The following is a 20,991-nucleotide window of genomic DNA, read 5'->3' as shown; positions in this document are numbered from 1 at the left end:
AATCGCTCGAACGCGGTTACATCGAGTTCGGGGCTTCCACGCCGAGAATCGAGAGCGCGTTAGCCACGGTGTTGCGGGATGCCTTGACGAGTGCGAGGCGTGCCGCACCGACTTCGGGTTCGGCATCGAGTACCGAACACTCGCGGTAGAACTTGTTGAACACTTCTGCGAACTCGCGGGCGAACGTCGCAATCGCGTGGGGTTCGAGGTCGTCAGCCGCCTCTTCGATGGCCGCTGGGAACCGCGCGACGACGCGGAGGAGGTCGCGTTCGGCCTGCGTGTCGAGTACCGAGGGGTCGATATCGTTGGCGTCGATGCCTGCGGCGTCGGCTTCGTTGACGATACCGCAACAGCGGGCGTGGACGTACTGGATGTACGGTGCGGACTGAGCCTCGAAGTTGAGTGCCTGGTCCCACTCGAAAGTGATTGCCTTCGCGGGCTGTTTGGAGACGATATCGTATCGGACCGCACCGATACCGACCTGTCGCGCGATGCGCTCGACGTCGTCTTCGGTGAGGTCGTCGTCGCGGATGCGGTCTTCCATGCGCATCTCGACTTCTTCGCGGGCGCGTGCGATTGCCTCGTCGAGGAGGTCGTCGAGCATCACGCCGGTGCCTTGGCGAGTGGACATCGTCTCGCCGCCGGGGAGATTGACCCACGAGTAGATGACGTTCTCCAGTTTGTCCACGTCGTTGCCGAGGATGTCGAGGGCGGCGCGGAGTTGTCCAGCCTGAAGTTTGTGGTCCTCGCCGAGGACGGTCACGGCGCGGTCGTAGTTGTCGAACTTCCACTCGTGGTGCGCGAGGTCGCGCGTCGTGTAGAGTGAGGTGTCATCGGAGCGGAGGAAGACGAGGTTCTTCTCGAAGCCGTACTCGTCGAGTTCGAGTTGCCAGGCGTCCTCTTCGTAGACGGCGTATTCGGTCTCTTTGAGGCGGTCTGCGAGGTCGCGGGTGCGCCCGTCGAACATGAAGCGGGTCTCTTTGACGAACTCGTCGAACTCGGCGGGGAGACGTTCGAGGCACTCGCGCATGCCGCCGAGGACTTGGTCCACGACGTTCTCGACGCGGGCGTAGGTGTCTTCGTCGCCTTCTTCGAGACCTTGCAGAATCGCCGTAATCTTCTCTTCGGCGGCTTCTGCGTCCGGTTCGTCTGCCTCTTCGAGGTAGGCGTTACCCTTGCGGTAGTAGCGCACGAGGTCGTATTCGATACGGTCGCGTTCGGGTTCGCCGTCGAGGTCCTCCTCGTCGAAGGTCTCGTAGGCCCACGTGAAGAGGGCCATCTGGCGACCGGCGTCGTTGACGTAGTAGTGGCGTTCGACGTCGTTGCCTGCGAATTCGAGCAGGTTAGCGACGGCGTCACCGATAACAGGGTTCCGAGTACGGCCGACGTGGACTGGGCCGGTCGGGTTCGCACTCGTGTGTTCGACGACGACGCTGTCGCCGGTCGATGGCAAGTGGCCGTAGTCGATATCGTCGGCCGCGTCTTCGAGCGTGTCGTCGTAGTAGGCGTCCGTAACGTGGAAGTTCACGTAGGGGCCTTGGGTATCGACCGCGCCGAGGTAGTCGTAGCCCTCGACGGAGATTTCGTCAGCGATGTCGATAGCAATCTTGGGTGGCGCAGCGCCAACGACACCCGCGAGTCGGAACGCCACGCTGGAGGCGAGCGTTGCAGGTACGTCCTCCGGTGGTTCCTCGACTCCGAGGTCGTCGGTGGGAAGGTCGAGCGACGAGAGCGCCGCAGAAAGCGCCGTCTCAACCTCCTCGCGGAACTGTCTGAACATGCACGCGGATTCACGGCAGTCGGCTAAAGGCCTTTCCGAACGCCCCGGAGCAGGCGCGTTCGCTCACGAACCTCATGACCTGTCCACCTGTACCATACTAGTTAGGTAGTATCGGTATTTCACTTGCAGGCCTCTCTCTATGTGCGACGGGGCACCTGCCGCCCCTTCGACCCACCCCACCACCAATGAGTCGATGTACCTACTGCAAGTCGTTCGTTTCCGGAAACTTCGTTCGCGTATTCGGTGACGACGATGGCAACGTCTACGCCTGTCCGAACTGCTCAGCAAACGAAGGAATCTCGGTTATGAGCGCCCGACGAAAGTCGAGTGTCATCTGACCTTCCTCATCCCTTCTGACCTCACCCTCCCTGTAACCGACGGACTTAGGAGCGACGCGACGAATCGTTGTACCAGAACGACTCTCGGGGCGGAACGTCACCGTTCTCGCGCCCATTCCATTTTTGGGATACATTCCATTTACGATACGCTTATGGCTCATCCATCCAAATAGTGAGATATGTCAGAATCGGCAGTCGCCGCTGTAGTTGGCTACGACGAGTTGGCCACGCTCAAACTCATCGCCCTCGACGGCGGCCGCTCCGGGCCGGTCAAGGTCTCCTGCGCCGGTCTCGCAACTCGACTGGATGTCTCGAATCAGACGGCATCCCGTCGCCTCCAGCAACTCGACGAAGCCGACTTCATCGACCGCGAAGTCGTCGCAGACGGCCAGTGGATCACGATTACAGAAGCCGGTGAAGGCGCGCTCCGCAAGGAGTACGCCGACTACCGTCGCATCTTCGAGACGCCCTCGACGGTCACGCTCGACGGAACTGTCACCGGTGGGATGGGCGAAGGACGCCACTACATCTCCCTGTCGGGCTACATGGAGCAGTTCATCGAGCGACTCGGCTACGAACCCTTCCCCGGGACGCTGAACGTCAAACTGACCGAAGACGCGATTCACGCCCGCGCGGGCATGTCGTCGCTCGATGCGGTCCCAATCGATGGCTGGGAAGACGACGAACGAACGTTCGGCCCGGCGACGTGCTATGCCGCACAAATCGATGCGGGCGACGAGACGTACGAACCGGTCCACATCATCGTCCCCGAGCGAACCCATCACGACGAGTCGCAACTCGAAATCATCGCACCCGACAAACTCCGTGACGAACTCGAACTCGAAGACGATGACTCGATTGCCGTCCGCGTCGAGGAGGTCGAATCCGAATGAGTCGCGCCACCGAAACCGACCTCGACGCGTTCGAGCAAGTGCGCGATGCCTTCGGCGCAGGCGACCCCGTCCTCATCCACGACTTCGACGACCGCGAAGGTGAGACGGACCTCGTCTACCCCGCAGCGTCGGTTGACCCCGCCGCCGTCGCTCGCATGCGTAACGACGCCGGTGGACTCGTCTGTGTCGCACTCGCCGACGACGTGGCCGAGTCTCTTGCACTTCCCTTCATGGACGACGTACTCGACCACCCGGCGACTGCTTCACACGACCTCGCCTACGACTCGCGTTCGTCGTTCTCCTTCACCGTGAACCACCGCGACTCGTTTACGGGCATCACCGACCGCGACCGGGCGATGACGATTTCACGCCTCGCTCCCGTCGCCGACGCCGCCCGCGCGGGCGACTACGACGCGACCGACTTCGGCAACGAGTTCCGCGCACCCGGCCACGTTCATCTGCTCCGCGGCGCGCCGAATCTCCTCGACGACCGCCAAGGACACACCGAACTCGGTCTCGCACTCGCCGACGAGGTCGACCTCCCGCCCGCCGTCGTCGTCTGTGAGATGCTCGACGACCACTCCGGTTCGGCACTCTCTGTCTCTGCGGCCCGCGAATACGCCACGCGACACGAACTCGCCTTTATCGACGGCGACAGCCTCCTCGACGAACTCGCCTAATCGAAGGTCTGAATTCGCTTACTGTCGCCACGACCACTCGGGTTTCCACCCGAGTACCTCGTTTGCTTTCTCGGTCGAGACGAGCGACTGATTCGCGCTCAATTCTGCTCGAATCTCTGCATCCGGATAGACCTCACGCGCGAGCGTCGCGGACGGGACCGGCGTACTCGTGTCTGCGGCCGCGAGCCAGAGGACTTCGTGCCCCTCGAACTCGGCTTCGATGGCGAGTCGAACTGCGCGCGCCGCGTCCTCACGACCGAGATAGGAAAAGAGGGTGTTGCGGGCGGTGTGGAAGAACCCCGCTTCTCGAAGTCCATCGAGTGACCGGTCCGACTCGGCGAACGTCGCTCGGGCCTCGTCCTCGCTCGGCATCCACGGGAAGCGGAGACTGGTGATGGTCTTCGGAGCGTCCGTTCTGCGAGCGAACCCATCCGCGGTCTGCTCGGCCAGTCGCTTGCCGAGTCCGTACGGATTCGACGGCGTTGTCCGATGAGATTCATCGACCGGGAGGTAGTCGATTCGCGCCGGGTCGGGTTCGAACCCCCCGCCGATGGCGCTCATGCTGGAGGCGAGGACGACGTGGTCGATATCGAGCGCGGCGGCGACTTCGAGGACGTTGTAGGTCGATTGGACGTTGCTCTCGAAGACGCGGTGGCCGGGGTCGTTCGTCGGCGTCGAAATCGTACCGAGGTGGACCACTGCGTCCGCATCGACGGCGGCGAGTGTGGCAGTCAAATCGCCCGAATTCAGGGCGTCCGTGCGGAAGTCGCGGTCGGCGACGACCGACCCGCCGCTCCTGCTAGCGTTGGTGACGGTGTAGCCGTGGGCTTGGAGATGTTCGATAACGGTCGGCCCGATGTTCCCGGTTCCGCCCGTGACGACGACGGAGTTGACAGACATACACCGAAGATGGATGTCACTGCCAAAATGTCTGAGGAACGGATGGACGGTTCGTCATGATTTTAGAGGGGGGCCTCCGAAAGCCTGTACATGGGATTCGACGACATGGATGTGTCCACGATTTGGATGAACGGAGAGTACGTGGACTGGGAGGACGCGAAGATTCACGTCCTCACGCACGGCCTCCACTACGGGACTGGCGTCTTCGAGGGCGTTCGCGCCTACTCGACAGACCGCGGTCCGGCAATCTTCCGCTGGGAAGAACACCTCGAACGGCTGTACGCCTCCGGCAAGCCGTACAACATGGAGATTCCGCACTCGCCCGAAGAACTCACCGAGGCGACGCTGGAAGTCATCCGTCGCAACGACCTCGAATCGTGTTACATCCGCCCCATCGCCTACTTCGGCTACGACTCGCTCGGCGTGAGTCCCCAGGACAACCCGACGGACGTCGCCATCGCGGCGTGGCCGTGGGGTGCGTACCTCGGCGAAGAAGCCCTCGAACAGGGTGTCGATGTGATGGTCTCTTCGTGGCGCAAGCACGCCTCCAGCCAGATTCCGACGAACGCCAAGACGACGGGTCTGTACGTGAACTCCCTGCTCGCAGGTGAGGAAGCCCGCCGCAACGGCTACACCGAAGCAATCGTCCTCAACAAAGAGGGCAACGTCGCAGAAGGCCCCGGCGAGAACATCTTCCTCGTCCGCGACGGCAAGATTCTCACGCCCGGTCTCTCGCAGAGTATCCTCGACGGCATCACTCGGGATACCGTCATCACGCTCGCCCGCGAACGCGGCTACGAAGTCGACGACAGCGCGACTATCAGCCGTGGCGAACTCCACACTGCCGACGAACTGTTCTTCACCGGCAGCGCTGCAGAGGTCACGCCGATTCGCAAGGTAGACAACGTCATCATCGGCGACGGGTCGCGCGGCCCGGTCACCGAAGAACTCCAGACTGCGTTCTTCGACCTCGTGGAACGTCGCACCGACGACCACGAAGAGTGGTTCACCTACGTCGACGAGCAGTAAACGCTGACTGCGACTTTTTCAAAAACTGCATTCGAGCGGCTAGCTCTCGGTTTGGGAGGCCGGTGCTTGTTCTTCTTTGACTTCGATATCGAAGTTGCTCGTGTGGTCTTCTTCGGCGAATCCTGCGGAGAGAATCCGCGTCAGTGCCTCTTCGACCCGTTCACCGGTCTCTTCGATATCGTCGGGTTCGACTTCCATCACGAATCCGGTCGTGATGTTCGGTGCAGTGGGCATGAAGATGATATCTTTGCCGTCTTTGGTCTTCTTTCCCGTCTTGAACGCCGTCATGCGGACGCCCGGCCACACTTCGAGGCGGACGGGTTTCTGGAGGTCTTCGGTCCCAGTGAGTGCAGTTTCCACTGCGAGTTTCGAGGCGTTGTAGAGAATGCGAACGAGTGGGACTTTGTTCATCGCGCCGTCGAGACCGGATTCGAGCAAGCGCCCTGCGGTGGTCCGCATGAGGTACCCCACCGAGAGGACGAGCATCAAGAACACCACGATGGCGACGAAGAAACCAGTCGGCTCAGGGAGGTTTCTGATGATTGGTAGCTTGACGATACTGGTGTACAGAATAGACAGGACGTACGTAATGACAAGAAGCGGAACGAGGACCACGAGCCCGCTTGCGAAATCGCGTCTCCACGAGGACATTGATACGCGGTAGGTGTACCCGTGGGCTTAAGGGGATTTCTAGTGACGACGCATCTTGCCCAGATTTCAAATTCCAACGATTGCGCGGAGTGCAAAGAGAGCATTCTCCTTGCGTTCGCGGACGCGACGATAGAAGTACGAGAACCACTTGCCGCCGTAGGGAGCGTACTGCCAGACTTCGACACCCTCGCCCGCGAGGTTTCGTTGTTCATCTTCGCGCACGCCCATGAGCATCTGAATCTCGTAGTCACGGTCGTACTGCGCGCCGAGTTCCTTCGCGTACGAAATCATCTTCGGGTCGTGACTGCCCACGGCGACGCCGCCGACGTACTCGTCGAAGAGGTACTCCAGCAACTCTTTGTACACTTCGTCCACTTTCGCCTTGTTCTTGTGTGCGATGTTGGCTGGTTCGTCGTAGGCACCTTTGACGAGTCGAATCTTCCCCGGCACGTCTGAGAGACGTTCGAGGTCGTCGGGCGTGCGCTTGAGGTTCGCCTGCACACAGAGACCCATCCCACCGTCGAACTCGCGGGCGAGTTCTTCGAACGCGTCGAGCGTCGCGTCGGTCGTCTCGTGGTCTTCCATGTCGCACCAGACGAACACGTCGTGTTCGTCGGCGGCCTCCGCGATGCGGCGGTAGTTCTCCGAGAAGACATCTGCGCCCATGTCGAGGCCGATTTGCGAGGGCTTGACCGAGACACAGGCGTCGAGGTCGGTTTCGGCGATGTCTTCGACTAATTTGATGTAGATGTCGGCGTCTTCGTCCGCAGGGCCGCGTTCGTGATAGTGCTCGCCGAGCAGGTTCAGAATAACCGCCACGCCGTCTTCGTTCATGCGTCGGGCGTGGTCGAGCGCCGCCGCCTCAGACTCTCCGGCGACGAATTTGCTCGCGATGGGCGGAATCATAATGGTCGATTGCAAGCGTTCGATTATCAGACTTACCATCCCTGCTTTGTGCGAAACCGCGCGACGACGCCCTGCTACGACAAACCGTCGGAACTTACATGTCTCCCACTAGACCACCCAGTATGGTCATCTCTCTTATCGTCACTGCCTTCTGGGCGATGTTGCCCGCCTATATTCCGAACAACGCCGCCGTCCTCGCTGGCGGCGGCCGCCCCATCGACGGCGGCAGAACCATGGGCGGCCGTCGCATCCTCGGCGACGGCAAGACGTGGCGCGGAACTGCGGCGGGAACGCTCGCCGGGTTAGCCGTCGCGCTCGCACTCAACGTGGTCCAACCAACCCTGTCTTCTCTAGTCGGTTTCTCTCTTCCTTCTTTCCCCGTCGCCGCCGGATTCGCCCTCGCCCTCGGCGCGATGCTCGGCGACATCGGTGCGTCCTTCCTCAAGCGCCGAACCGGGCGCGAGCGCGGCGCGGCCTTCCCCGGTCTCGACCAACTCGACTTCGTCGTCGGCGCGCTCGTTCTCGCCTTCGTTCTCGCCCCCGCGTGGTTCACCGCGACGTTTACGCTTCCGCTCCTCGCCGTCGTCCTCGTGATGACGCCCGTACTCCACGTCGTGACGAACGTGGGCGCGTATGTGCTTGGACTGAAGAACGAGCCCTACTAACCCACTTTTTTACTCCTCGGGGTCGCCTCCGGCGACCCGCTCGGAGCAAAAACCTGTCTTCGTGAGCGTCAGCGAGCGAAGGCTCGTGAGGCGCGAAGCGTCTCACGGTGGAGGAAAAAAGCCGCGAGACTCGGCCTTCGGACTCGCTCGCGGTGCAGTGGCTTGCATTCTTGAGTGAGTGATTTATGTCAATGCAGAATCCAATCTTGACTATGGAATTGCAGTACTCACGGCGACGACTCAGTGGCCGTGGCTTGGTCGTCGCCGGTGTCGGCGGGGCCGTCGTGCTGTACATTCAAAATTTTCCACTCGCTGGTGCGTTGCTCTTTCTTGGCGCGGTTGCTGGCGTATTTGCGCTCCTGCAAAAACAGAAAGCGTACGCAGTCTCGCTCGTTTTTGTGGGTTTTTACGCACTCGCAACCGCGTTCGTCGGCTTTCTCTCTCAGGGAGATTTGCTGCTCACGATACTGTATCTACTCCTCGCCGTCGTCGCACTCGCCCGTGGGTGGCAGGGTTTCAGATGATGGTGTAACTCTCCATACGCCCGAACCGCCCCGTTTAAGCGCCTCCCTGTTGCCTCTCGAAACAACATGGCGAACGACGAACTCATCGCGGCCCTGCGCGCGGCGAACGCGGTCCAGTTTGGCGAGTTCGAGTTGTCCCACGGCGGCACCTCGAACTACTACGTGGACAAGTACCTCTTCGAGACTGACCCCAAGTGTCTCGCACTCATCGCCGAGGCATTCGCCGAACTCGTCGCCGACGACGAGAAGCTCGCGGGTGTCGCACTCGGTGCAGTCCCACTCGTGGCCGCCACCGCGGTCGAGACCGAGAAACCCTACGTCATCGCGCGCAAGAAGGCCAAAGAGTACGGCACGGCCAAGCGCATCGAAGGCGCACTCGAAGATGGCGAAGAAGTCGTCGTTCTCGAAGACATCGCCACGACGGGCCAGAGCGCGGTCGATGCCGTCGAAGCACTCCGCGATGCTGGCGCAGTCGTAGACCGCGTTATCGTCGTCGTTGACCGCCAAGAAGGCGCTTCAGAACTTCTCGCGGAACACGACATCGAACTGCAAGCACTCCTCACCGCCGAAGACTTGCTCGCCGACGCCGACAACTGATACACGTCTGTGAGTAAGTAGCGCACAATCTACAATCGAAGTATTCATTTTTGTGCAAACGCGAACACGAGGGTATGAACAGAGCAGAGAAAGCCGCACTCCAGTTGCAGGCTGTCTCCGTCCTCCGGATGCTCAAGGAAACGCGGACCTACGACGAACTCGCCGCTCTCACTGGACTCCCGGCAGGTGACCTCAATCGCTACGTCAACGGCCACGTCCTCCCCGGCGTCGAACGCGCTCGTGAAGTCGTCGAAGGTGTCGGCCGCGACGCACTGTCCGACGAACTCGAAGCCCGCGTCCGATTCGACGACGAGGGCTACGTCGACAACTCCGGTGTCGTCTTCGACCAGTCTTTTCTCGACCTCATCGCACCCGTCGCCGCGAACGCGCTCAACCTCGAACGGCCCGACGTCGTCTTGACCGCCGCAACCGACGGGATTACCCTCGGTGCCGCGATGGCGAGCTACTTCGGCGCGCGTCTCGCCTACGCGAAGAAGTCGAAAGAGACGGCCGTCGAGGACTTCATCGAATCTCGCCAGCGTCTCGCCTCGGGTATCGAACTCACCTACTATCTCCCCCAGAGCGCCATCGACGCCGGACAGCGCGTCCTCGTCGTGGACGACCTGATTCGCTCCGGCGAGACGCAGGAACTCCTCGTGGACATCGCACAGCAAGCGAACGCCGATATCGCGGGTGTCTTCGCACTCATCGCCGTCGGCGACGAAGGTGTCAACCGCGCCCGCGAACTCACTGACGCACCGGTCGGCGCACTCAGTCAGTTCGAGTAATTCCCACGACGGACCGGGAACGCGGTCGCATTTCGACCCGTTTTCTCACTATTTTCACCATTTCTCACTCGAAAATAGTCACGCCCGTGTTGGTGGATTCTGTATTTCTCCGAAATTAATTCACGAACGTGCATATTTTCTGGTCTCTCAATGGTAATGCTTATGTGTGAATTGCAAGGTATGCTTACTCGTGCATCATGGGGCTTGTTGAATCCCTCTCAAACTACTTCGACGTGCATAAACACGGGTCCTCAGTTGGGACCGAGATAATCGCAGGTATCACGACGTTCCTGACGATGTCCTACATCGTTGTCGTCAACCCCGCCATCATGACGGGGATTCCAGACGCGAAACCGGGCGTCATCATCTCCGGATTCGCGCCGGGTCAGGTCCAGTCGATGCTTGCGGTCGTAACCATCCTCGCTGCCGCAATCGCCACACTGGTGATGGCATTCTACGCTAATCGACCGTTCGCGCAAGCGCCCGGTCTTGGCCTGAACGCCTTCTTCGCCTTCACGGTTATCGGCGCACTCGGCGTCTCCTGGCAAACTGCGCTCGCCGCCGTCTTCGTCGAAGGGCTGATTTTCATCGCCCTCACGGCCGTCGGCGCACGTGAAGCCATCATCAAGGTCTTCCCACAGCCGGTCAAGATGGCCGTCGGAACGGGTATCGGCCTGTTCCTGACGATTATCGGACTCCAAGCGATGGGAATCGTCGTGAACGATCCCGCGACGCTCCTCACGCTCGGCAACCTCGCTTCGAACCCCGTCGCAATCGTCTCCATCGTCGGCCTGTTCCTCACGTTCGCGCTCTACGCCGCGGGCATCCCCGGGTCGATTATCATCGGCATCGCCGCCACGACGATTATCGGATGGGCGCTCACCACGTTCGGTGTTGTCTCGCCCGAAGCTGGTCTCGTCGCTGGCTCCTCGGCCGCAACCTACGACATCACGCCGCTCGCCGGTGCGTTCATCTCCGGCTTCGGCGGCATCGAGGCGTTCAGTTTCGCCCTCATCGTTTTCACGTTCTTCTTCGTGGACTTCTTCGACACCGCGGGTACCCTCGTCGGCGTCGGACAGGCCGCGAACTTCCTCGACGAAGACGGTAACCTCCCCGACATCGACAAGCCACTCATGGCCGACGCAATCGGTACCACTGCGGGTGCCATGCTCGGCACCTCGACGGTCACGACGTACATCGAGTCCGCGACGGGTGTCGAAGAGGGCGGTCGCACGGGCCTCACCGCGCTCGTCGTCGCCGTCTTGTTCATCGCCTCGCTCGCACTCATCCCACTCGCAACCGCCGTTCCGCTCTACGCCTCGCACATCGCGCTCGTCGTCATCGGCGTCGTGATGTTGCAGAACGTCATCGACATCGAATGGGACAACATCACCCACACGATTCCGGCAGGCATGACCATCCTCATCATGCCCTTCACGTACTCCATCGCGTACGGCATCGCCGCGGGCATCGTCTCCTACCCGCTCGTCAAAGTCGCCGCCGGTGAGTACGACGACATCAGCGCCGGGCAGTGGGCGCTCTCTGCGGCCTTCTTCGTCTACTTCATCGTCCGGACTTCGGGCATGTTGCAGGCGACAATCTAACGGCGAAAATTACTTTTTATAGCCGTTTTCTTTCTCTCCGACGATACTGTCTGGTCGAGTTGAACTCACGGGACTCGGAACTGTCTGTAAAAATGACGGACAAAATACATTATATCGTGTATGCCGTCTCTTCTCTGGATGAAACTGCCCTCCAGACGCACCGTTCTCCGGTTCGGTGTGTTTCTCCTCATCGCTGCGTTGATTTCGCCAGCGGCAGTCTCCGCGGTGACGTACAATCCACAGACTGAACCGGACCTCGTGCCGGGGACGATTACGAGCCCTGCAAACGGTTCGACAGTCGTCAGCGTTCAGGGGTACACGTTCCGTGGGAATACGAACCCGAAGAAACCCGCTCGACTCATCTCGGTCGGCGAACGAGGGTCGCTCGAGTGGACGTACAACAGTACCACCGACGACCGTGGGTGGTTCTTCGACGTGGACCCGCTCCCGAACGGCAACCTGCTCGTCTCGTCACCTGTCCAAAAACAGACGGTCATCTTCGAATTAGACCCTGAGACGGGCGAGCGCGTCTGGGAGACGACACTCGATATGGACGACACCCACGACGTGGATTACCTCGGCGGCGACGAGTTCGTCATCGCCAACATGCGCGCGTGGAACGAAACCACGGGACAGAGTGACGACCGAATCGTCGTCTACAATCGCTCGACAGAGGAGATTACGTGGGAGTGGTACTTCAGAGACCACTTCCCCGAGGAGACTGACGGCGGCTTCAACGACGACTGGACCCACGTCAACGACGTGGACCCCATCGGCGACGGCAAACTGCTCTTGTCACCACGGAACTTCGACCAAGCGGTCGTCATCGACATGGAGACCGGCGAAATCGTCGAGCGCCTCGGCACCGACGACGACTACGAGATTATGAACGAGCAGCACAACCCCGATTGGTTGCTCAGCGAGAACGGCACGCCGACGATTCTCGTCGCCGACAGCGGAAACAACCGCGTCGTCGAGTACGCCAAAGAGAACGGCGAGTGGGTCCAAACGTGGTCAGTCGGCGAGAACATCCTCAACTGGCCGCGTGATGCCGACCGCCTGCCGAACGGAAACACGCTCATCGTGGACACGCTCAACCACCGCGTCATGGAAATCACGCCGACCGGCGAAGTCGTCTGGGAGTACTATGCGACGTGGGGTCCGTACGACGCCGAGCGAGTGGCTCACGGTGACGAGTCCTCGGGGCCGACTATCCGTGACCTCGGGGCGAGTGGAACCTACCCCATTACCGGAAGCGCGAACCTCACTGCCGGAAGCGGTGAGAGCGTGGGCTTCGTCGGACAGATGCGCGCGACCTTCGCGGGGACGGTACTCGAAGCCCCGATGAACGAGTTCGCAGTTCGGTGGGCGCACGTCACACCGTGGCTTCGACCAGTGTGGATGTCCGGGTGGGACTTCGTCTGGGTGATTTGCGGCGCACTCGTCGGCGGGGTTTGGCTCGTCGGCGAACTCGCCGTGGGTATCCGTCGGAAAATCGACCGGTGACGAACTCCAGGCTCACCCACCACCCACTGCTTTCGGCGGTGTGCATCTCGGCTGCACACGACCACGCCACTCTTTAGGTCGCCGTCCATACCAACAGGCGATGTCGAATCTCATCTTGTACGAACTCGAAGGCTGTCCGTACTGTGCCAAGGTCAAGAACAAACTCGCCGAACTGGGCCTTGAGTACGAGTCACAGATGGTCCCGCGTGCCCACTCCGAGCGCACGGAAGTACAGGAAGTAAGCGGCCAGACCGGCGTCCCCGTCCTCATCGACGAGGAACACGACGTGGATGGCATGCCCGAGAGCGACGATATCGTCGCATATCTGGAAGAGACCTACGGCTCCGCCGCGTAAGTTCGAGTTTTCGCGTCACCGACGACGCTCTTTTTCAAAAGAAGCCCTGAGCGTGTCGCTTACCCTTCGGCCGGGTCGCGGGCGCGTTCGCGAATCAGGTCGCGAATCAGGTCGGGGTCGTCGATGGCGGCGAGTTCCTCGCAACTAACGATGCCCGTCCCATCGACCGAGGTGCGCTTTTGGGTCTCTTCGACGAAGTATACCGAGCGCGTCTGCGTAATCTCACCCAGCGAGGACATGATTTCGGCGCGCTTCTGGGCGCTTCGTGTGAACGGCGAGTGACCTGTGAGCATGTTCGTTCGTTCGCGGCGGTCCTCGTCTTCGCTGACGGCTTTGAACGGCGCGCGAGCAGTGGGGTGGACTCTAAACCCGGCACTCGTGAGTACCGAGACGATGTGTTCGTCCGCGGGGTCCGCCGCGGGGTCTGCGGGCGTCGGTTCCGAATCCCGAACGTCGTCCGCCCCATCGAGTACGTCCACTGGGTTGGAGAAGGGCCGATTGAACAGGTCTTCGAGTTGGACCGCCACTTCGATGCTGGCGTTCATCCCGTCTTCGTACTTCGAGACGGTTCGGCGTGAGACGCCGAGTTCGGTCGCGAGACGGCCAAGGCTCCAGCCACGCTCTTTGCGCTCTTCGGCGAGGATGTCGCCATCGAGGCTCACGTACAGACCGCCGGGGGCGGCGTAGATGAGCGGTGGGACGCCCTCGACGAAGAAGTCCATCGCGGTGTCCGGGTTGATGACCGGGACGCCGTGACGGAAGTAGACGACACCGGGTTTGAGGTTCTCGTCGCGGGTGCGGAGGCCAATCACCAGTGGTGTCGCATTGAGGTACGACCCCAGTCGTCGCATCTCGGACCCGATGATGCCGTCGAAGGCGTCGATGTTTCCGAGTATCTTCAAGAGAACCAAGTCCTCACCTCTGCGTGCGGCAAGGTCGAAGCTCTTCGGCCGGATGGCGATGCGGTCGCTCACGACAAAGCCCGCGTCTTGGAGCATCGCGGCGACGTTACCAACCAGCGCTGACCGGGACATAGGGGGCATTAAGTGATTCGGCCCATAAAGCATTTTCCCCGTATCGAGGCTTGCGTCCCCTGATTACTCCGTGGTTCCCCACTCAGTTATATAGTTGAAACCGACCCGAAAGGTGTTACCCTGCGCTGAAGCTATCTCCGTTGATGACCGTCATCGGCCTCGACGACACTGACTCGCGCACCTTGGGGATGTGTACGACGTACCTCGCGACACTCGTCGCCGAGGCCATCGAAGCACACGGGGGACGCATCGAGCGGATGCTCTTGATTCGGTTGAATCCCGCCGTCGAACACAAGACGCGCGGGAACGCCGCACTGGCGATTCACACAGACTTCCCCGCAGGACAGGCCTTCGACCTCGCGCGCGCCGAACTCGAACGGTGGGCTGTCATCGACGACGAGCGAACCAGCCCCGGAGTCGTCGTCGCACCGGGGTCTGCCGATACGGTTCCGACGAACGTCACCCAGTTCGCACGCGACGCAGTCCGCGACTTTCACACGACCGATGACGCGGTCGAAACGGCCTCTCGGTCCGGGTTCCTCACGCAGGGATGGCACGGTGGCCGCGGCCAAATCGGGGCACTCGCGGCGATTGGCGCGTGGGCCGCGTTCGATACGTGGACCTACGAACACATCTCGTATCGAGAGTTTCATCGCTGTGGGACGCCGCGTGAGGTCGATATCGACTCGGTGTTCGAGTCGGCCGATGCTGGCTATCCGACTGCGTGGGACACCGTGGACCACGGCGAAGGCGAGGCCGTGTGCGTGCCGAACGCACCCGGCCCGATTCTACACGGGATTCGCGGCGACGACCCCGACGTGGTTCGCGACGTCGCCGAACACATCGACGCCGAACCCGTGGACCGCGAGGCGACATTTCTCACCAATCAGGGGACCGATATGCACCTCCAGCCGGGAGATATCGCCGACCTTCGAGACGGCCACGCCTACCGCGTGACTGGAAGCGTCGAATCCGACCCCGAGACGCGACGCGGCGGCCACGTCTTCTTCACGCTCTCGGACGACGACACGAACCTTCCCGTCGCGGCGTTCGAACCCACCAAACGCTTCCGAAACCGCGTTCGCTCGCTCCGCAGTGGCGACGAACTCACCGTCTGTGGCGAAGTGACCGACGGCACGCTCAAATTAGAGAAGTTTGCCGTCCGCGACCTCGTAGAGAGCGAGGAGACGACGCCGACGTGCCCCGAATGTGGGCGAACGATGAAGAGCGCGGGGCGAAATCAGGGCTATCGGTGCCGCGACTGCGGGACGTCTGAACCCGGAAAAGTCGAGACCGAAATCGAACGTGACCTCGAACTCGGGTGGTACGAAGTGCCGCCGTGTGCGCGACGACACATCGCCAAACCACTGGTTCGCGGCGGGTTCGACGCGGCAACGCATCCCGAACGCTGAGTTTTGAATTAAGAGTTGAGTTAGGACGACACCACCAGAATTTTCGTGTTCTCGCGACGGTCCACGAACGAACTTCCGGCAGGCGGTTTCACGTCCACGATGAGTGTGCCGTCTTCTCGGTTGGGACCGAGTTGCGGGTTAATATTCATCGTCACTTCCCCGCCACTTTCTGTTTCATCGTGTTCGACTGTTTCGAGGTCTGCTGTTCCCGATTTCACGATAACTGTCGCGCCCTCGACGGGATTGCCTTCGTGGTCAACGACGGTGAACGTGATATCCTGTGCGCCCGGCGTGACGACATCCGGAGAGGGCTTCACGTCGAGTTCCGACGTCGCCAACCCCTGCACGCCGGAGAGCATGTTGAGCATGACACTCATGCTGGCGACGCCGACGACGAGCGCGATAACGAGACGAATCGGGAGTCCTTCGATAGCGCGGGTGTCCGAGTTGAATGCTTCGAGCATAGACCGTCTGGTCCCGTGTTCACGTATAAACCCTCGTCCGGAGGTTCAAGTACGAAGTCGGGACCACTCCCGTCCATGCACGTCATTGGCCGCCACGAGGATTCGACCGGACCAGTGTGTGACCTCGGCGCGTACCGCGCCCGCGACGGGAGTACAGGGGCGTCTGTCGCGCTCGATATCGACCGACCACACGCCGCCGTCGTCGTCGGCAAACGCGGCGCTGGCAAGTCGCACACGCTGGGCGTCGTCGCAGAAGGCCTCGCACGTGCCCCCGGTGTCGCGCCCGTCGTCATCGACCCGATGGGTGTCTTCGATGGTCTCGTCGATGCCGACGCGCTGAACTCGGGGACAGTCCACCGAAATCCAACCATCCGTGCCGATGCGTTGCCGCCGCGAGCGTGGCCACTGATGCTCGGTCTGTCGCCGACCGAACCAGCAGGGTCGGCTATCTGGCGGGCTGCGACAGAAGCAGAGGCGCTCGACGGAATGCAAGAATTCGTCGCCGCCGCGGACGTGGCAGATTCGACACGACGTGCCGCCGCGAACCATCTCTCCCTTGCCGAGTCGTGGGGCGTCTTCGACTCCGACGGCATCGACCCAGTTTCGCTCTGTACACCCGCCCCCGACGTACTGGACCTCTCGGGTCTCGATAGCGAACCGGCACGAGCGGTGACCCGAGTCGTCGCTCGCGGCCTCTACGAAGCAAGAGTCGCTGACGAAGCCGAGACGATTCCGTGGCTTCTCATCGACGAGGCACACGCGTTCGCGGGCGACGTGGCTGCGCCCGCAATCGAGTTACTTCTCACGCGTGGGCGCACGCCCGGCGTCGGTGTCGTACTCGCAACCCAGCGCCCGTCAGCACTCTCGGACGTTGCCGTCTCGCAAGCCGACCTTCGAATCGTCCACCGACTCACTGCTGGTCCCGATATCGAAGCCATGGCCACGGCCGACCCGACGTACCTCGATGGAACGCTGACTGCGCGACTCCCACACGAACGTGGCTGTGCGCTCGTCGTCGATGACAGCACTGAATCGGTCCACGAGGTCCGTATTCGAGCGCGACGAACGAGAGACGGCGGGGCGACACCACGGGCATCTGAGTCGCCTGCGTGTTTCGAAACGGTCGAATAGCCCGCGTGAGCAGAGGGTGTATGGAACGGTCCGAACTGGCGCTCGTCGGTCTCGGCGGCTTCGTCGGCGCGATATTGCGCCACGCCGTCGCCGTCCTCGTCCCCGGTGCCGGTGGAACGCTCGTCGTGAACGTCCTCGGAAGCTTCGTTCTCGGCGTCTTCATCACAGCCATCACGTCTCGCCGTGCGCAGTTGCTTCTCGCAACCGGACTGCTCTCTTCGTTTACGACCTACAGCACCTTCGCCGTCCAAACCGCCTCGCTCACGACGTTCGGTGGACTGACCAACGTGGGTGCGAACTACGTCCTCGGATTCACCGCCGCGTTTCTCGGACTCGTCGTCGGGAGGAAGCGATGACGCCCGCGACGACTGCCGTCCTCGTCGGCCTCGGCGGCGTCTTTGGGGCCACCTCCCGGCACGTAATCGACCAGCAAATCATCGGTAAGTGGAGTACATTCACGGTGAACATACTCGGGAGCATCGCGTTGGGATTCATCGTCGCCGCACCAGTTGGCGACGCGGCGGCGACGATGGCGGGCACTGGGTTCTGCGGTGCGTTCACGACGTTCTCGTCGTTCGCGGTCGGTGTCGCCGAACTCCTCGATGCTGGTGAGTACCTGACTGCGGCGTGGTACGCCTTCGGGACGTTGCTGGCGGCGTTGGTTGGGGTTGCGATTGGTGGGGTTCTCGCTGGGGTCGTCGGCTAACAATCGAGGTCACTCGTCCGAAACCGTGAACTGAACGCCGAGCGCGTAGTCTGTCTCGAATTCCTCTCGCTCTTCTTTCTCACTCGTGATTCCCCAGTAGACGAACCGGTACGTTCCCGATTCGACGGGGCCACAGACGCCAAGTCCGTCGTGTGCGATGTCTTCGAAACCCGCCTTGGTGAACGGGAACTCCCACGTGAATCCCGTTCGCGGGAGGTGTTCGATTGCCACATCGATGAACGCCGCCGTCTCACCAGATTCCGTTCCGTACACTGTCCGCCACCCGTCTTCGTGCTTGTACTGCACGTCGAACTTCGACTGGATGCCCGACAATTGGGGGCTGAGCGTCGCATTCCGCAGTTTGCATCGAAACGTGTCTCCCAGTGCGAGTTCTCGTCGATTCACCGTGAGTTTGAACCCGCCGAACGGGCCGGGGCCTTCGACGATGTACCACGGTTCGAACGGTTCGTACCCAGCGGGGCACGACTTCGCTGGACCTGCGGAGCCTTCGTCTGTCGATGGCGTTGTGTTCCCGCCCACGGCTGGTGGCTCAGCACCGAGACATCCGGCGACTCCGAGACTGGTCACGACTGCGCCGAGGGACAGTGCCTCTCTGCGGGTGAACTGCATCCGTATTGGGAAATTGATGGGTGCAGTAAGTAGCTTGTGTCAGATGGGTTGTCTGTGTGGGTGGTGAGATAACTGTCTCACGTGTTCAAATCCCTCTGTCGGGGTTTACACATTCCAACCGACCGCTCGGCGACGAGACGCCTCGCTCAGAGGTTGGAAAGTAGAGAAACGCCCGGACCGGGATTTGAACCCGGGTCACGACCGTGACAGGGTCGTATGATGGGCCACTACACCATCCGGGCAGACTGAAGTGATTTGGAACGGAGAGCGCCCGAGCCGGGATTTGAACCCGGGTCACGACCGTGACAGGGTCGTATGATGGGCCACTACACCACCCGGGCCCTCCGTCTGCACTCAATCGTAACCGAGGTTTGTAGATAAGACTTACCATCTTCTCTGGCCTTGTCCCGCGGTACCGCGATTCCTGGCCCGAAAAGATATATAGGACAATCCCGGATGTCAAAGCGTGACGCATCACGCATTGACGCTGCGTGACCTCCGCTAGCCGCGCTTTTCTCAGACCAAGTTGGCAAGTGTTAAATGGCCTGGTCCCAAAATCTGCCGTAGTATCCCGTGACAGCTTCTCCCAGCACCCTGATAACCCATACATGGTAGACGTAAGCCAACACACACTGGTTCCGGAGCACACGCTTCTCGACGATGAGGACGTCGAGGACGTGCTGCAAGAGTACAACGTCAAAAAGACGAATCTTCCGAAGATTGTGACGAAAGACCCGGCGCTTCCTGAGGACGCGGAGCCCGGCGACGTCATCAAAATCGTTCGAGATTCGAGAACGACCGACAAGGCGGTCACATATCGACTGGTAATCGAATGAATCGACAAGCACGACGCGAAGTATCTCGAAAGTACTTCTCTGAAGAACGGCTCGCTGAACACCACTTCCGCTCGTTTAACGCCTTCCTCGAACGCGGCATGGAGGAAGTCGTCGAAGAAAAAGGCACCATCGAAACCGACATCGGCGACAAAGAAGGCGAAGAACCCGTCTACGTCGAACTCGGTGGCGTCCGCGTCGAGACGCCCCGTGTCCGCGAGGCAGACGGGTCCGAAGAACTGCTCTTCCCACAAGAGGCGCGCCTGCGTAACATCACGTACTCCGCGCCCGTCTTCATGGAGATGTCCATCGTCCGTGGCGGCGAGGAAGAAGAGGAAGTCGTCGTCGACAGCTCCGAGACGAAAGTCGGCCGCATGCCTATCATGGTCGGCTCGTCGAAGTGTAACATCGCAGAACTCTCCGACGAAGACCTCGTCGAAATCGGTGAAGACCCCGTCGACCCCGGTGGCTACTTCATCGTCAACGGGTCCGAGCGCGTACTCATGACCTCGGAGGACCTCGCACCCAACAAGATTCTCGCCGAGTACGACACGAAGTACGGCGACGAGATTCAGGTCGCCAAGACCTTCAGTCAGCGCCGTGGTTACCGCGCACTCGTTCTCTGTGAGCGCAACCGCGAAGGTCTGCTCGAAGTGTCGTTCCCATCGGTCTCGGGCAGCGTCAACTTCGTCACGCTCGTTCGCGCACTCGGTCTCGAATCTGACGAGGAAATCGTCCACCGCGTCTCCGACGACCCGGAAGTTGTGAAGTTCATGCTCGAGAACCTCGAAGAGGCCGACGTTCAGACCCAAGAACAGGCCATCGAGGCACTCGGCAAGCGCGTCGCTGGCGGCCAAGGTAAGAACTACCAGCTCAAGCGCGCCAACTACGTCATCGACCGTTACCTGCTTCCGCACCTCCACGAAGAGGGCGCAGAAGAAGAGGAAGTCCGCATCAACAAGGCGTTCTACCTCTGTCGGATGGCCGAGGCGTGTTTCGAACTCGCACTCCACCGACGCGACTCGGACGACAAAGACCACTACGCCAACAAGCGCCTCAAGGTCTCCGGCGACCTGATGAAGGACCTGTTCCGGACGGCGCTCAACAAGCTCGCACGTGACGTGAAGTACCAGCTCGAACGCGCGAACATGCGTAACCGCAATCTCACGGTCAACACCGTGGTTCGGTCCGACGTTCTCACCGAGCGTCTCGAACACCCGATTGCGACGGGTAACTGGGTCGGTGGCCGCTCCGGTGTGTCCCAACTCGTGGACCGCACCGACTACATGGGTGTGCTGTCCCACCTGCGCCGTCTGCGCAGCCCGCTGTCGCGCTCCCAGCCTCACTTCGAGGCACGCGACCTGCACGCGACCCAGTGGGGTCGCATCTGCCCCTCGGAGACTCCCGAAGGGCCGAACTGTGGTCTGGTGAAGAACTTCGCGCAGGCGATGGAACTCTCCCAGAACGTCGAAGACGAACAGGCACTGAAACGAGAACTCGCGTCGATGGGTGTCGAGGGTATCCCCGGCATCGACAGCATCGACGCCACCCCAGCGGACGACTAA

At 61.2% G+C, this 20,991-nt stretch carries 23 protein-coding genes and 2 tRNA genes; 16 read left to right on the top strand and 9 right to left on the bottom strand.

Translation table 11 applies throughout. From position 1 onward, the window contains the following. Positions 1 to 16: 16 nt before the first annotated feature. Entirely contained in the window at positions 17 to 1,780 is a 1,764-nt protein-coding gene (gene argS / locus ACK509_RS07375; protein ID WP_410765832.1) for an arginine--tRNA ligase, read from the bottom strand. A 517-nt stretch (positions 1,781 to 2,297) separates the two neighbouring features. Here argS and ACK509_RS07370 point away from each other — a divergent pair. Then, entirely contained in the window at positions 2,298 to 3,011 is a 714-nt protein-coding gene (locus ACK509_RS07370; protein WP_410765831.1) for a DUF120 domain-containing protein, read from the top strand. After that, entirely contained in the window at positions 3,008 to 3,691 is a 684-nt protein-coding gene (ribB, locus tag ACK509_RS07365; RefSeq protein WP_410765830.1) for a 3,4-dihydroxy-2-butanone-4-phosphate synthase, read from the top strand. Before ACK509_RS07370 ends, ribB begins: the two co-directional genes overlap by 4 nt. Positions 3,692 to 3,709: 18 nt before the next feature. Here ribB and ACK509_RS07360 read toward each other — a convergent pair whose 3' ends face one another. Beyond that, positions 3,710 to 4,591, bottom strand: coding sequence for an NAD-dependent epimerase/dehydratase family protein (locus tag ACK509_RS07360; protein WP_410765829.1), 882 nt, complete (start codon positions 4,589 to 4,591; stop codon positions 3,710 to 3,712). Between the two features lie 90 nt (positions 4,592 to 4,681). Between ACK509_RS07360 and ACK509_RS07355 the strand changes: the two genes are divergently transcribed. Then, positions 4,682 to 5,620, top strand: a complete 939-nt coding sequence (locus ACK509_RS07355) for a branched-chain amino acid transaminase (protein ID WP_410765828.1) — start codon at positions 4,682 to 4,684, stop codon at positions 5,618 to 5,620. 39 nt (positions 5,621 to 5,659) lie between these two features. Here ACK509_RS07355 and ACK509_RS07350 read toward each other — a convergent pair whose 3' ends face one another. Together ACK509_RS07350 and ACK509_RS07345 are read right to left on the bottom strand one after the other, a co-directional pair. Beyond that, the gene (locus tag ACK509_RS07350; protein WP_410765827.1) at positions 5,660 to 6,271 is read right to left on the bottom strand and encodes a DUF502 domain-containing protein; all 612 of its coding nucleotides are present in this window, start codon (positions 6,269 to 6,271) and stop codon (positions 5,660 to 5,662) included. A gap of 66 nt (positions 6,272 to 6,337) precedes the next feature. Continuing rightward, on the bottom strand, positions 6,338 to 7,177 hold the full coding sequence (locus tag ACK509_RS07345) for a proline dehydrogenase family protein (protein ID WP_410765826.1): 840 nt from the start codon (positions 7,175 to 7,177) through the stop codon (positions 6,338 to 6,340). Between the two features lie 122 nt (positions 7,178 to 7,299). On the opposite strand from ACK509_RS07345, the gene ACK509_RS07340 reads away from it, so the two are divergent. The 7 genes from ACK509_RS07340 (at position 7,300) to ACK509_RS07310 (ending at position 13,216) form a co-directional block, all read left to right on the top strand. Next, positions 7,300 to 7,842 (top strand): CDP-2,3-bis-(O-geranylgeranyl)-sn-glycerol synthase, encoded by a 543-nt coding sequence (locus ACK509_RS07340; protein WP_410765825.1) that lies wholly within the window; start codon positions 7,300 to 7,302, stop codon positions 7,840 to 7,842. A gap of 212 nt (positions 7,843 to 8,054) precedes the next feature. Further along, a complete protein-coding gene (locus ACK509_RS07335; RefSeq protein ID WP_410765824.1) occupies positions 8,055 to 8,366 on the top strand; it encodes a hypothetical protein in 312 nt (103 codons plus the stop codon). 66 nt (positions 8,367 to 8,432) lie between these two features. Then, the gene (gene pyrE, locus ACK509_RS07330; RefSeq protein WP_410765823.1) at positions 8,433 to 8,963 is read left to right on the top strand and encodes an orotate phosphoribosyltransferase; all 531 of its coding nucleotides are present in this window, start codon (positions 8,433 to 8,435) and stop codon (positions 8,961 to 8,963) included. 74 nt (positions 8,964 to 9,037) lie between these two features. Then, a complete protein-coding gene (locus ACK509_RS07325; RefSeq protein WP_410765822.1) occupies positions 9,038 to 9,751 on the top strand; it encodes a phosphoribosyltransferase family protein in 714 nt (237 codons plus the stop codon). Positions 9,752 to 9,948: 197 nt separating this feature from the next. Next, entirely contained in the window at positions 9,949 to 11,355 is a 1,407-nt protein-coding gene (locus tag ACK509_RS07320; RefSeq protein ID WP_410765821.1) for an NCS2 family permease, read from the top strand. Between the two features lie 138 nt (positions 11,356 to 11,493). Next, positions 11,494 to 12,861 (top strand): aryl-sulfate sulfotransferase, encoded by a 1,368-nt coding sequence (locus ACK509_RS07315; RefSeq protein WP_410765820.1) that lies wholly within the window; start codon positions 11,494 to 11,496, stop codon positions 12,859 to 12,861. A 100-nt stretch (positions 12,862 to 12,961) separates the two neighbouring features. Then, complete coding sequence (locus ACK509_RS07310; RefSeq protein WP_410765819.1) at positions 12,962 to 13,216, top strand: glutathione S-transferase N-terminal domain-containing protein; 255 nt, start codon at positions 12,962 to 12,964, stop codon at positions 13,214 to 13,216. Between the two features lie 59 nt (positions 13,217 to 13,275). Here the strand turns inward: ACK509_RS07310 and ACK509_RS07305 are convergent, their stop codons facing one another. After that, complete coding sequence (locus ACK509_RS07305) at positions 13,276 to 14,250, bottom strand: transcriptional regulator (RefSeq protein ID WP_410765818.1); 975 nt, start codon at positions 14,248 to 14,250, stop codon at positions 13,276 to 13,278. A 143-nt stretch (positions 14,251 to 14,393) separates the two neighbouring features. On the opposite strand from ACK509_RS07305, the gene ACK509_RS07300 reads away from it, so the two are divergent. After that, on the top strand, positions 14,394 to 15,662 hold the full coding sequence (locus tag ACK509_RS07300) for a DUF1743 domain-containing protein (protein ID WP_410765817.1): 1,269 nt from the start codon (positions 14,394 to 14,396) through the stop codon (positions 15,660 to 15,662). 20 nt (positions 15,663 to 15,682) lie between these two features. Here the strand turns inward: ACK509_RS07300 and ACK509_RS07295 are convergent, their stop codons facing one another. Then, the gene (locus ACK509_RS07295) at positions 15,683 to 16,126 is read right to left on the bottom strand and encodes a carboxypeptidase regulatory-like domain-containing protein (protein ID WP_410765816.1); all 444 of its coding nucleotides are present in this window, start codon (positions 16,124 to 16,126) and stop codon (positions 15,683 to 15,685) included. 75 nt (positions 16,127 to 16,201) lie between these two features. Between ACK509_RS07295 and ACK509_RS07290 the strand changes: the two genes are divergently transcribed. Genes ACK509_RS07290 through ACK509_RS07280 form a run of 3 tightly spaced genes read left to right on the top strand, consistent with a single transcriptional unit; the run spans position 16,202 to position 17,963 of the window. Next, positions 16,202 to 17,257 carry an ATP-binding protein gene (locus tag ACK509_RS07290; protein WP_410765815.1) on the top strand — a complete coding sequence of 352 codons (1,056 nt, stop codon included), beginning with the start codon at positions 16,202 to 16,204 and terminating at the stop codon, positions 17,255 to 17,257. Positions 17,258 to 17,277: 20 nt separating this feature from the next. Beyond that, positions 17,278 to 17,613 (top strand): CrcB family protein, encoded by a 336-nt coding sequence (locus tag ACK509_RS07285; protein ID WP_410765814.1) that lies wholly within the window; start codon positions 17,278 to 17,280, stop codon positions 17,611 to 17,613. Beyond that, entirely contained in the window at positions 17,610 to 17,963 is a 354-nt protein-coding gene (locus ACK509_RS07280) for a fluoride efflux transporter FluC (RefSeq protein WP_410765813.1), read from the top strand. The genes ACK509_RS07285 and ACK509_RS07280 overlap by 4 nt, the downstream gene beginning before the upstream one ends. 9 nt (positions 17,964 to 17,972) lie before the next feature. Here the strand turns inward: ACK509_RS07280 and ACK509_RS07275 are convergent, their stop codons facing one another. The 3 genes from ACK509_RS07275 to ACK509_RS07265 all read right to left on the bottom strand — a co-directional run bounded on the left by ACK509_RS07275 (position 17,973) and on the right by ACK509_RS07265 (position 18,934). Beyond that, complete coding sequence (locus tag ACK509_RS07275) at positions 17,973 to 18,593, bottom strand: hypothetical protein (RefSeq protein ID WP_410765812.1); 621 nt, start codon at positions 18,591 to 18,593, stop codon at positions 17,973 to 17,975. A gap of 169 nt (positions 18,594 to 18,762) precedes the next feature. Then, a tRNA-Asp gene (locus tag ACK509_RS07270) sits at positions 18,763 to 18,835 on the bottom strand. Between the two features lie 26 nt (positions 18,836 to 18,861). Next, positions 18,862 to 18,934, bottom strand: a tRNA-Asp gene (locus ACK509_RS07265). Positions 18,935 to 19,201: 267 nt separating this feature from the next. On the opposite strand from ACK509_RS07265, the gene ACK509_RS07260 reads away from it, so the two are divergent. Beyond that, positions 19,202 to 19,429, top strand: coding sequence for a DNA-directed RNA polymerase subunit H (locus ACK509_RS07260; protein ID WP_410765811.1), 228 nt, complete (start codon positions 19,202 to 19,204; stop codon positions 19,427 to 19,429). Continuing rightward, positions 19,426 to 20,991: a DNA-directed RNA polymerase subunit B'' gene (locus tag ACK509_RS07255; RefSeq protein WP_410765810.1), complete on the top strand. Its 1,566-nt coding sequence runs from the start codon at positions 19,426 to 19,428 to the stop codon at positions 20,989 to 20,991. The genes ACK509_RS07260 and ACK509_RS07255 overlap by 4 nt, the downstream gene beginning before the upstream one ends.

It is taken from the genome of Haloferax sp. DFSO60, assembly GCF_046557615.1.
In the GTDB taxonomy this organism is placed as follows: domain Archaea; phylum Halobacteriota; class Halobacteria; order Halobacteriales; family Haloferacaceae; genus Haloferax.
Note: the sequence above shows the minus strand (reverse complement) of the source record. Positions and strands in the feature narration are given on the sequence as shown.

Bases quoted from the DNA above. Each gene is read 5' to 3' on its own strand.
- argS (WP_410765832.1), bottom strand. From the start codon at position 1,780: ATGTTCAGACAGTTCCGCGAGGAGGTTGAGACGGCGCTTTCTGCGGCG.
- ACK509_RS07370 (WP_410765831.1), top strand. From the start codon at position 2,298: ATGTCAGAATCGGCAGTCGCCGCTGTAGTTGGCTACGACGAGTTGGCC.
- ribB (WP_410765830.1), top strand. From the start codon at position 3,008: ATGAGTCGCGCCACCGAAACCGACCTCGACGCGTTCGAGCAAGTGCGC.
- ACK509_RS07360 (WP_410765829.1), bottom strand. From the start codon at position 4,591: ATGTCTGTCAACTCCGTCGTCGTCACGGGCGGAACCGGGAACATCGGG.
- ACK509_RS07355 (WP_410765828.1), top strand. From the start codon at position 4,682: ATGGGATTCGACGACATGGATGTGTCCACGATTTGGATGAACGGAGAG.
- ACK509_RS07350 (WP_410765827.1), bottom strand. From the start codon at position 6,271: ATGTCCTCGTGGAGACGCGATTTCGCAAGCGGGCTCGTGGTCCTCGTT.
- ACK509_RS07345 (WP_410765826.1), bottom strand. From the start codon at position 7,177: ATGATTCCGCCCATCGCGAGCAAATTCGTCGCCGGAGAGTCTGAGGCG.
- ACK509_RS07340 (WP_410765825.1), top strand. From the start codon at position 7,300: ATGGTCATCTCTCTTATCGTCACTGCCTTCTGGGCGATGTTGCCCGCC.
- ACK509_RS07335 (WP_410765824.1), top strand. From the start codon at position 8,055: ATGGAATTGCAGTACTCACGGCGACGACTCAGTGGCCGTGGCTTGGTC.
- pyrE (WP_410765823.1), top strand. From the start codon at position 8,433: ATGGCGAACGACGAACTCATCGCGGCCCTGCGCGCGGCGAACGCGGTC.
- ACK509_RS07325 (WP_410765822.1), top strand. From the start codon at position 9,038: ATGAACAGAGCAGAGAAAGCCGCACTCCAGTTGCAGGCTGTCTCCGTC.
- ACK509_RS07320 (WP_410765821.1), top strand. From the start codon at position 9,949: ATGGGGCTTGTTGAATCCCTCTCAAACTACTTCGACGTGCATAAACAC.
- ACK509_RS07315 (WP_410765820.1), top strand. From the start codon at position 11,494: ATGAAACTGCCCTCCAGACGCACCGTTCTCCGGTTCGGTGTGTTTCTC.
- ACK509_RS07310 (WP_410765819.1), top strand. From the start codon at position 12,962: ATGTCGAATCTCATCTTGTACGAACTCGAAGGCTGTCCGTACTGTGCC.
- ACK509_RS07305 (WP_410765818.1), bottom strand. From the start codon at position 14,250: ATGTCCCGGTCAGCGCTGGTTGGTAACGTCGCCGCGATGCTCCAAGAC.
- ACK509_RS07300 (WP_410765817.1), top strand. From the start codon at position 14,394: ATGACCGTCATCGGCCTCGACGACACTGACTCGCGCACCTTGGGGATG.
- ACK509_RS07295 (WP_410765816.1), bottom strand. From the start codon at position 16,126: ATGCTCGAAGCATTCAACTCGGACACCCGCGCTATCGAAGGACTCCCG.
- ACK509_RS07290 (WP_410765815.1), top strand. From the start codon at position 16,202: ATGCACGTCATTGGCCGCCACGAGGATTCGACCGGACCAGTGTGTGAC.
- ACK509_RS07285 (WP_410765814.1), top strand. From the start codon at position 17,278: ATGGAACGGTCCGAACTGGCGCTCGTCGGTCTCGGCGGCTTCGTCGGC.
- ACK509_RS07280 (WP_410765813.1), top strand. From the start codon at position 17,610: ATGACGCCCGCGACGACTGCCGTCCTCGTCGGCCTCGGCGGCGTCTTT.
- ACK509_RS07275 (WP_410765812.1), bottom strand. From the start codon at position 18,593: ATGCAGTTCACCCGCAGAGAGGCACTGTCCCTCGGCGCAGTCGTGACC.
- ACK509_RS07260 (WP_410765811.1), top strand. From the start codon at position 19,202: ATGGTAGACGTAAGCCAACACACACTGGTTCCGGAGCACACGCTTCTC.
- ACK509_RS07255 (WP_410765810.1), top strand. From the start codon at position 19,426: ATGAATCGACAAGCACGACGCGAAGTATCTCGAAAGTACTTCTCTGAA.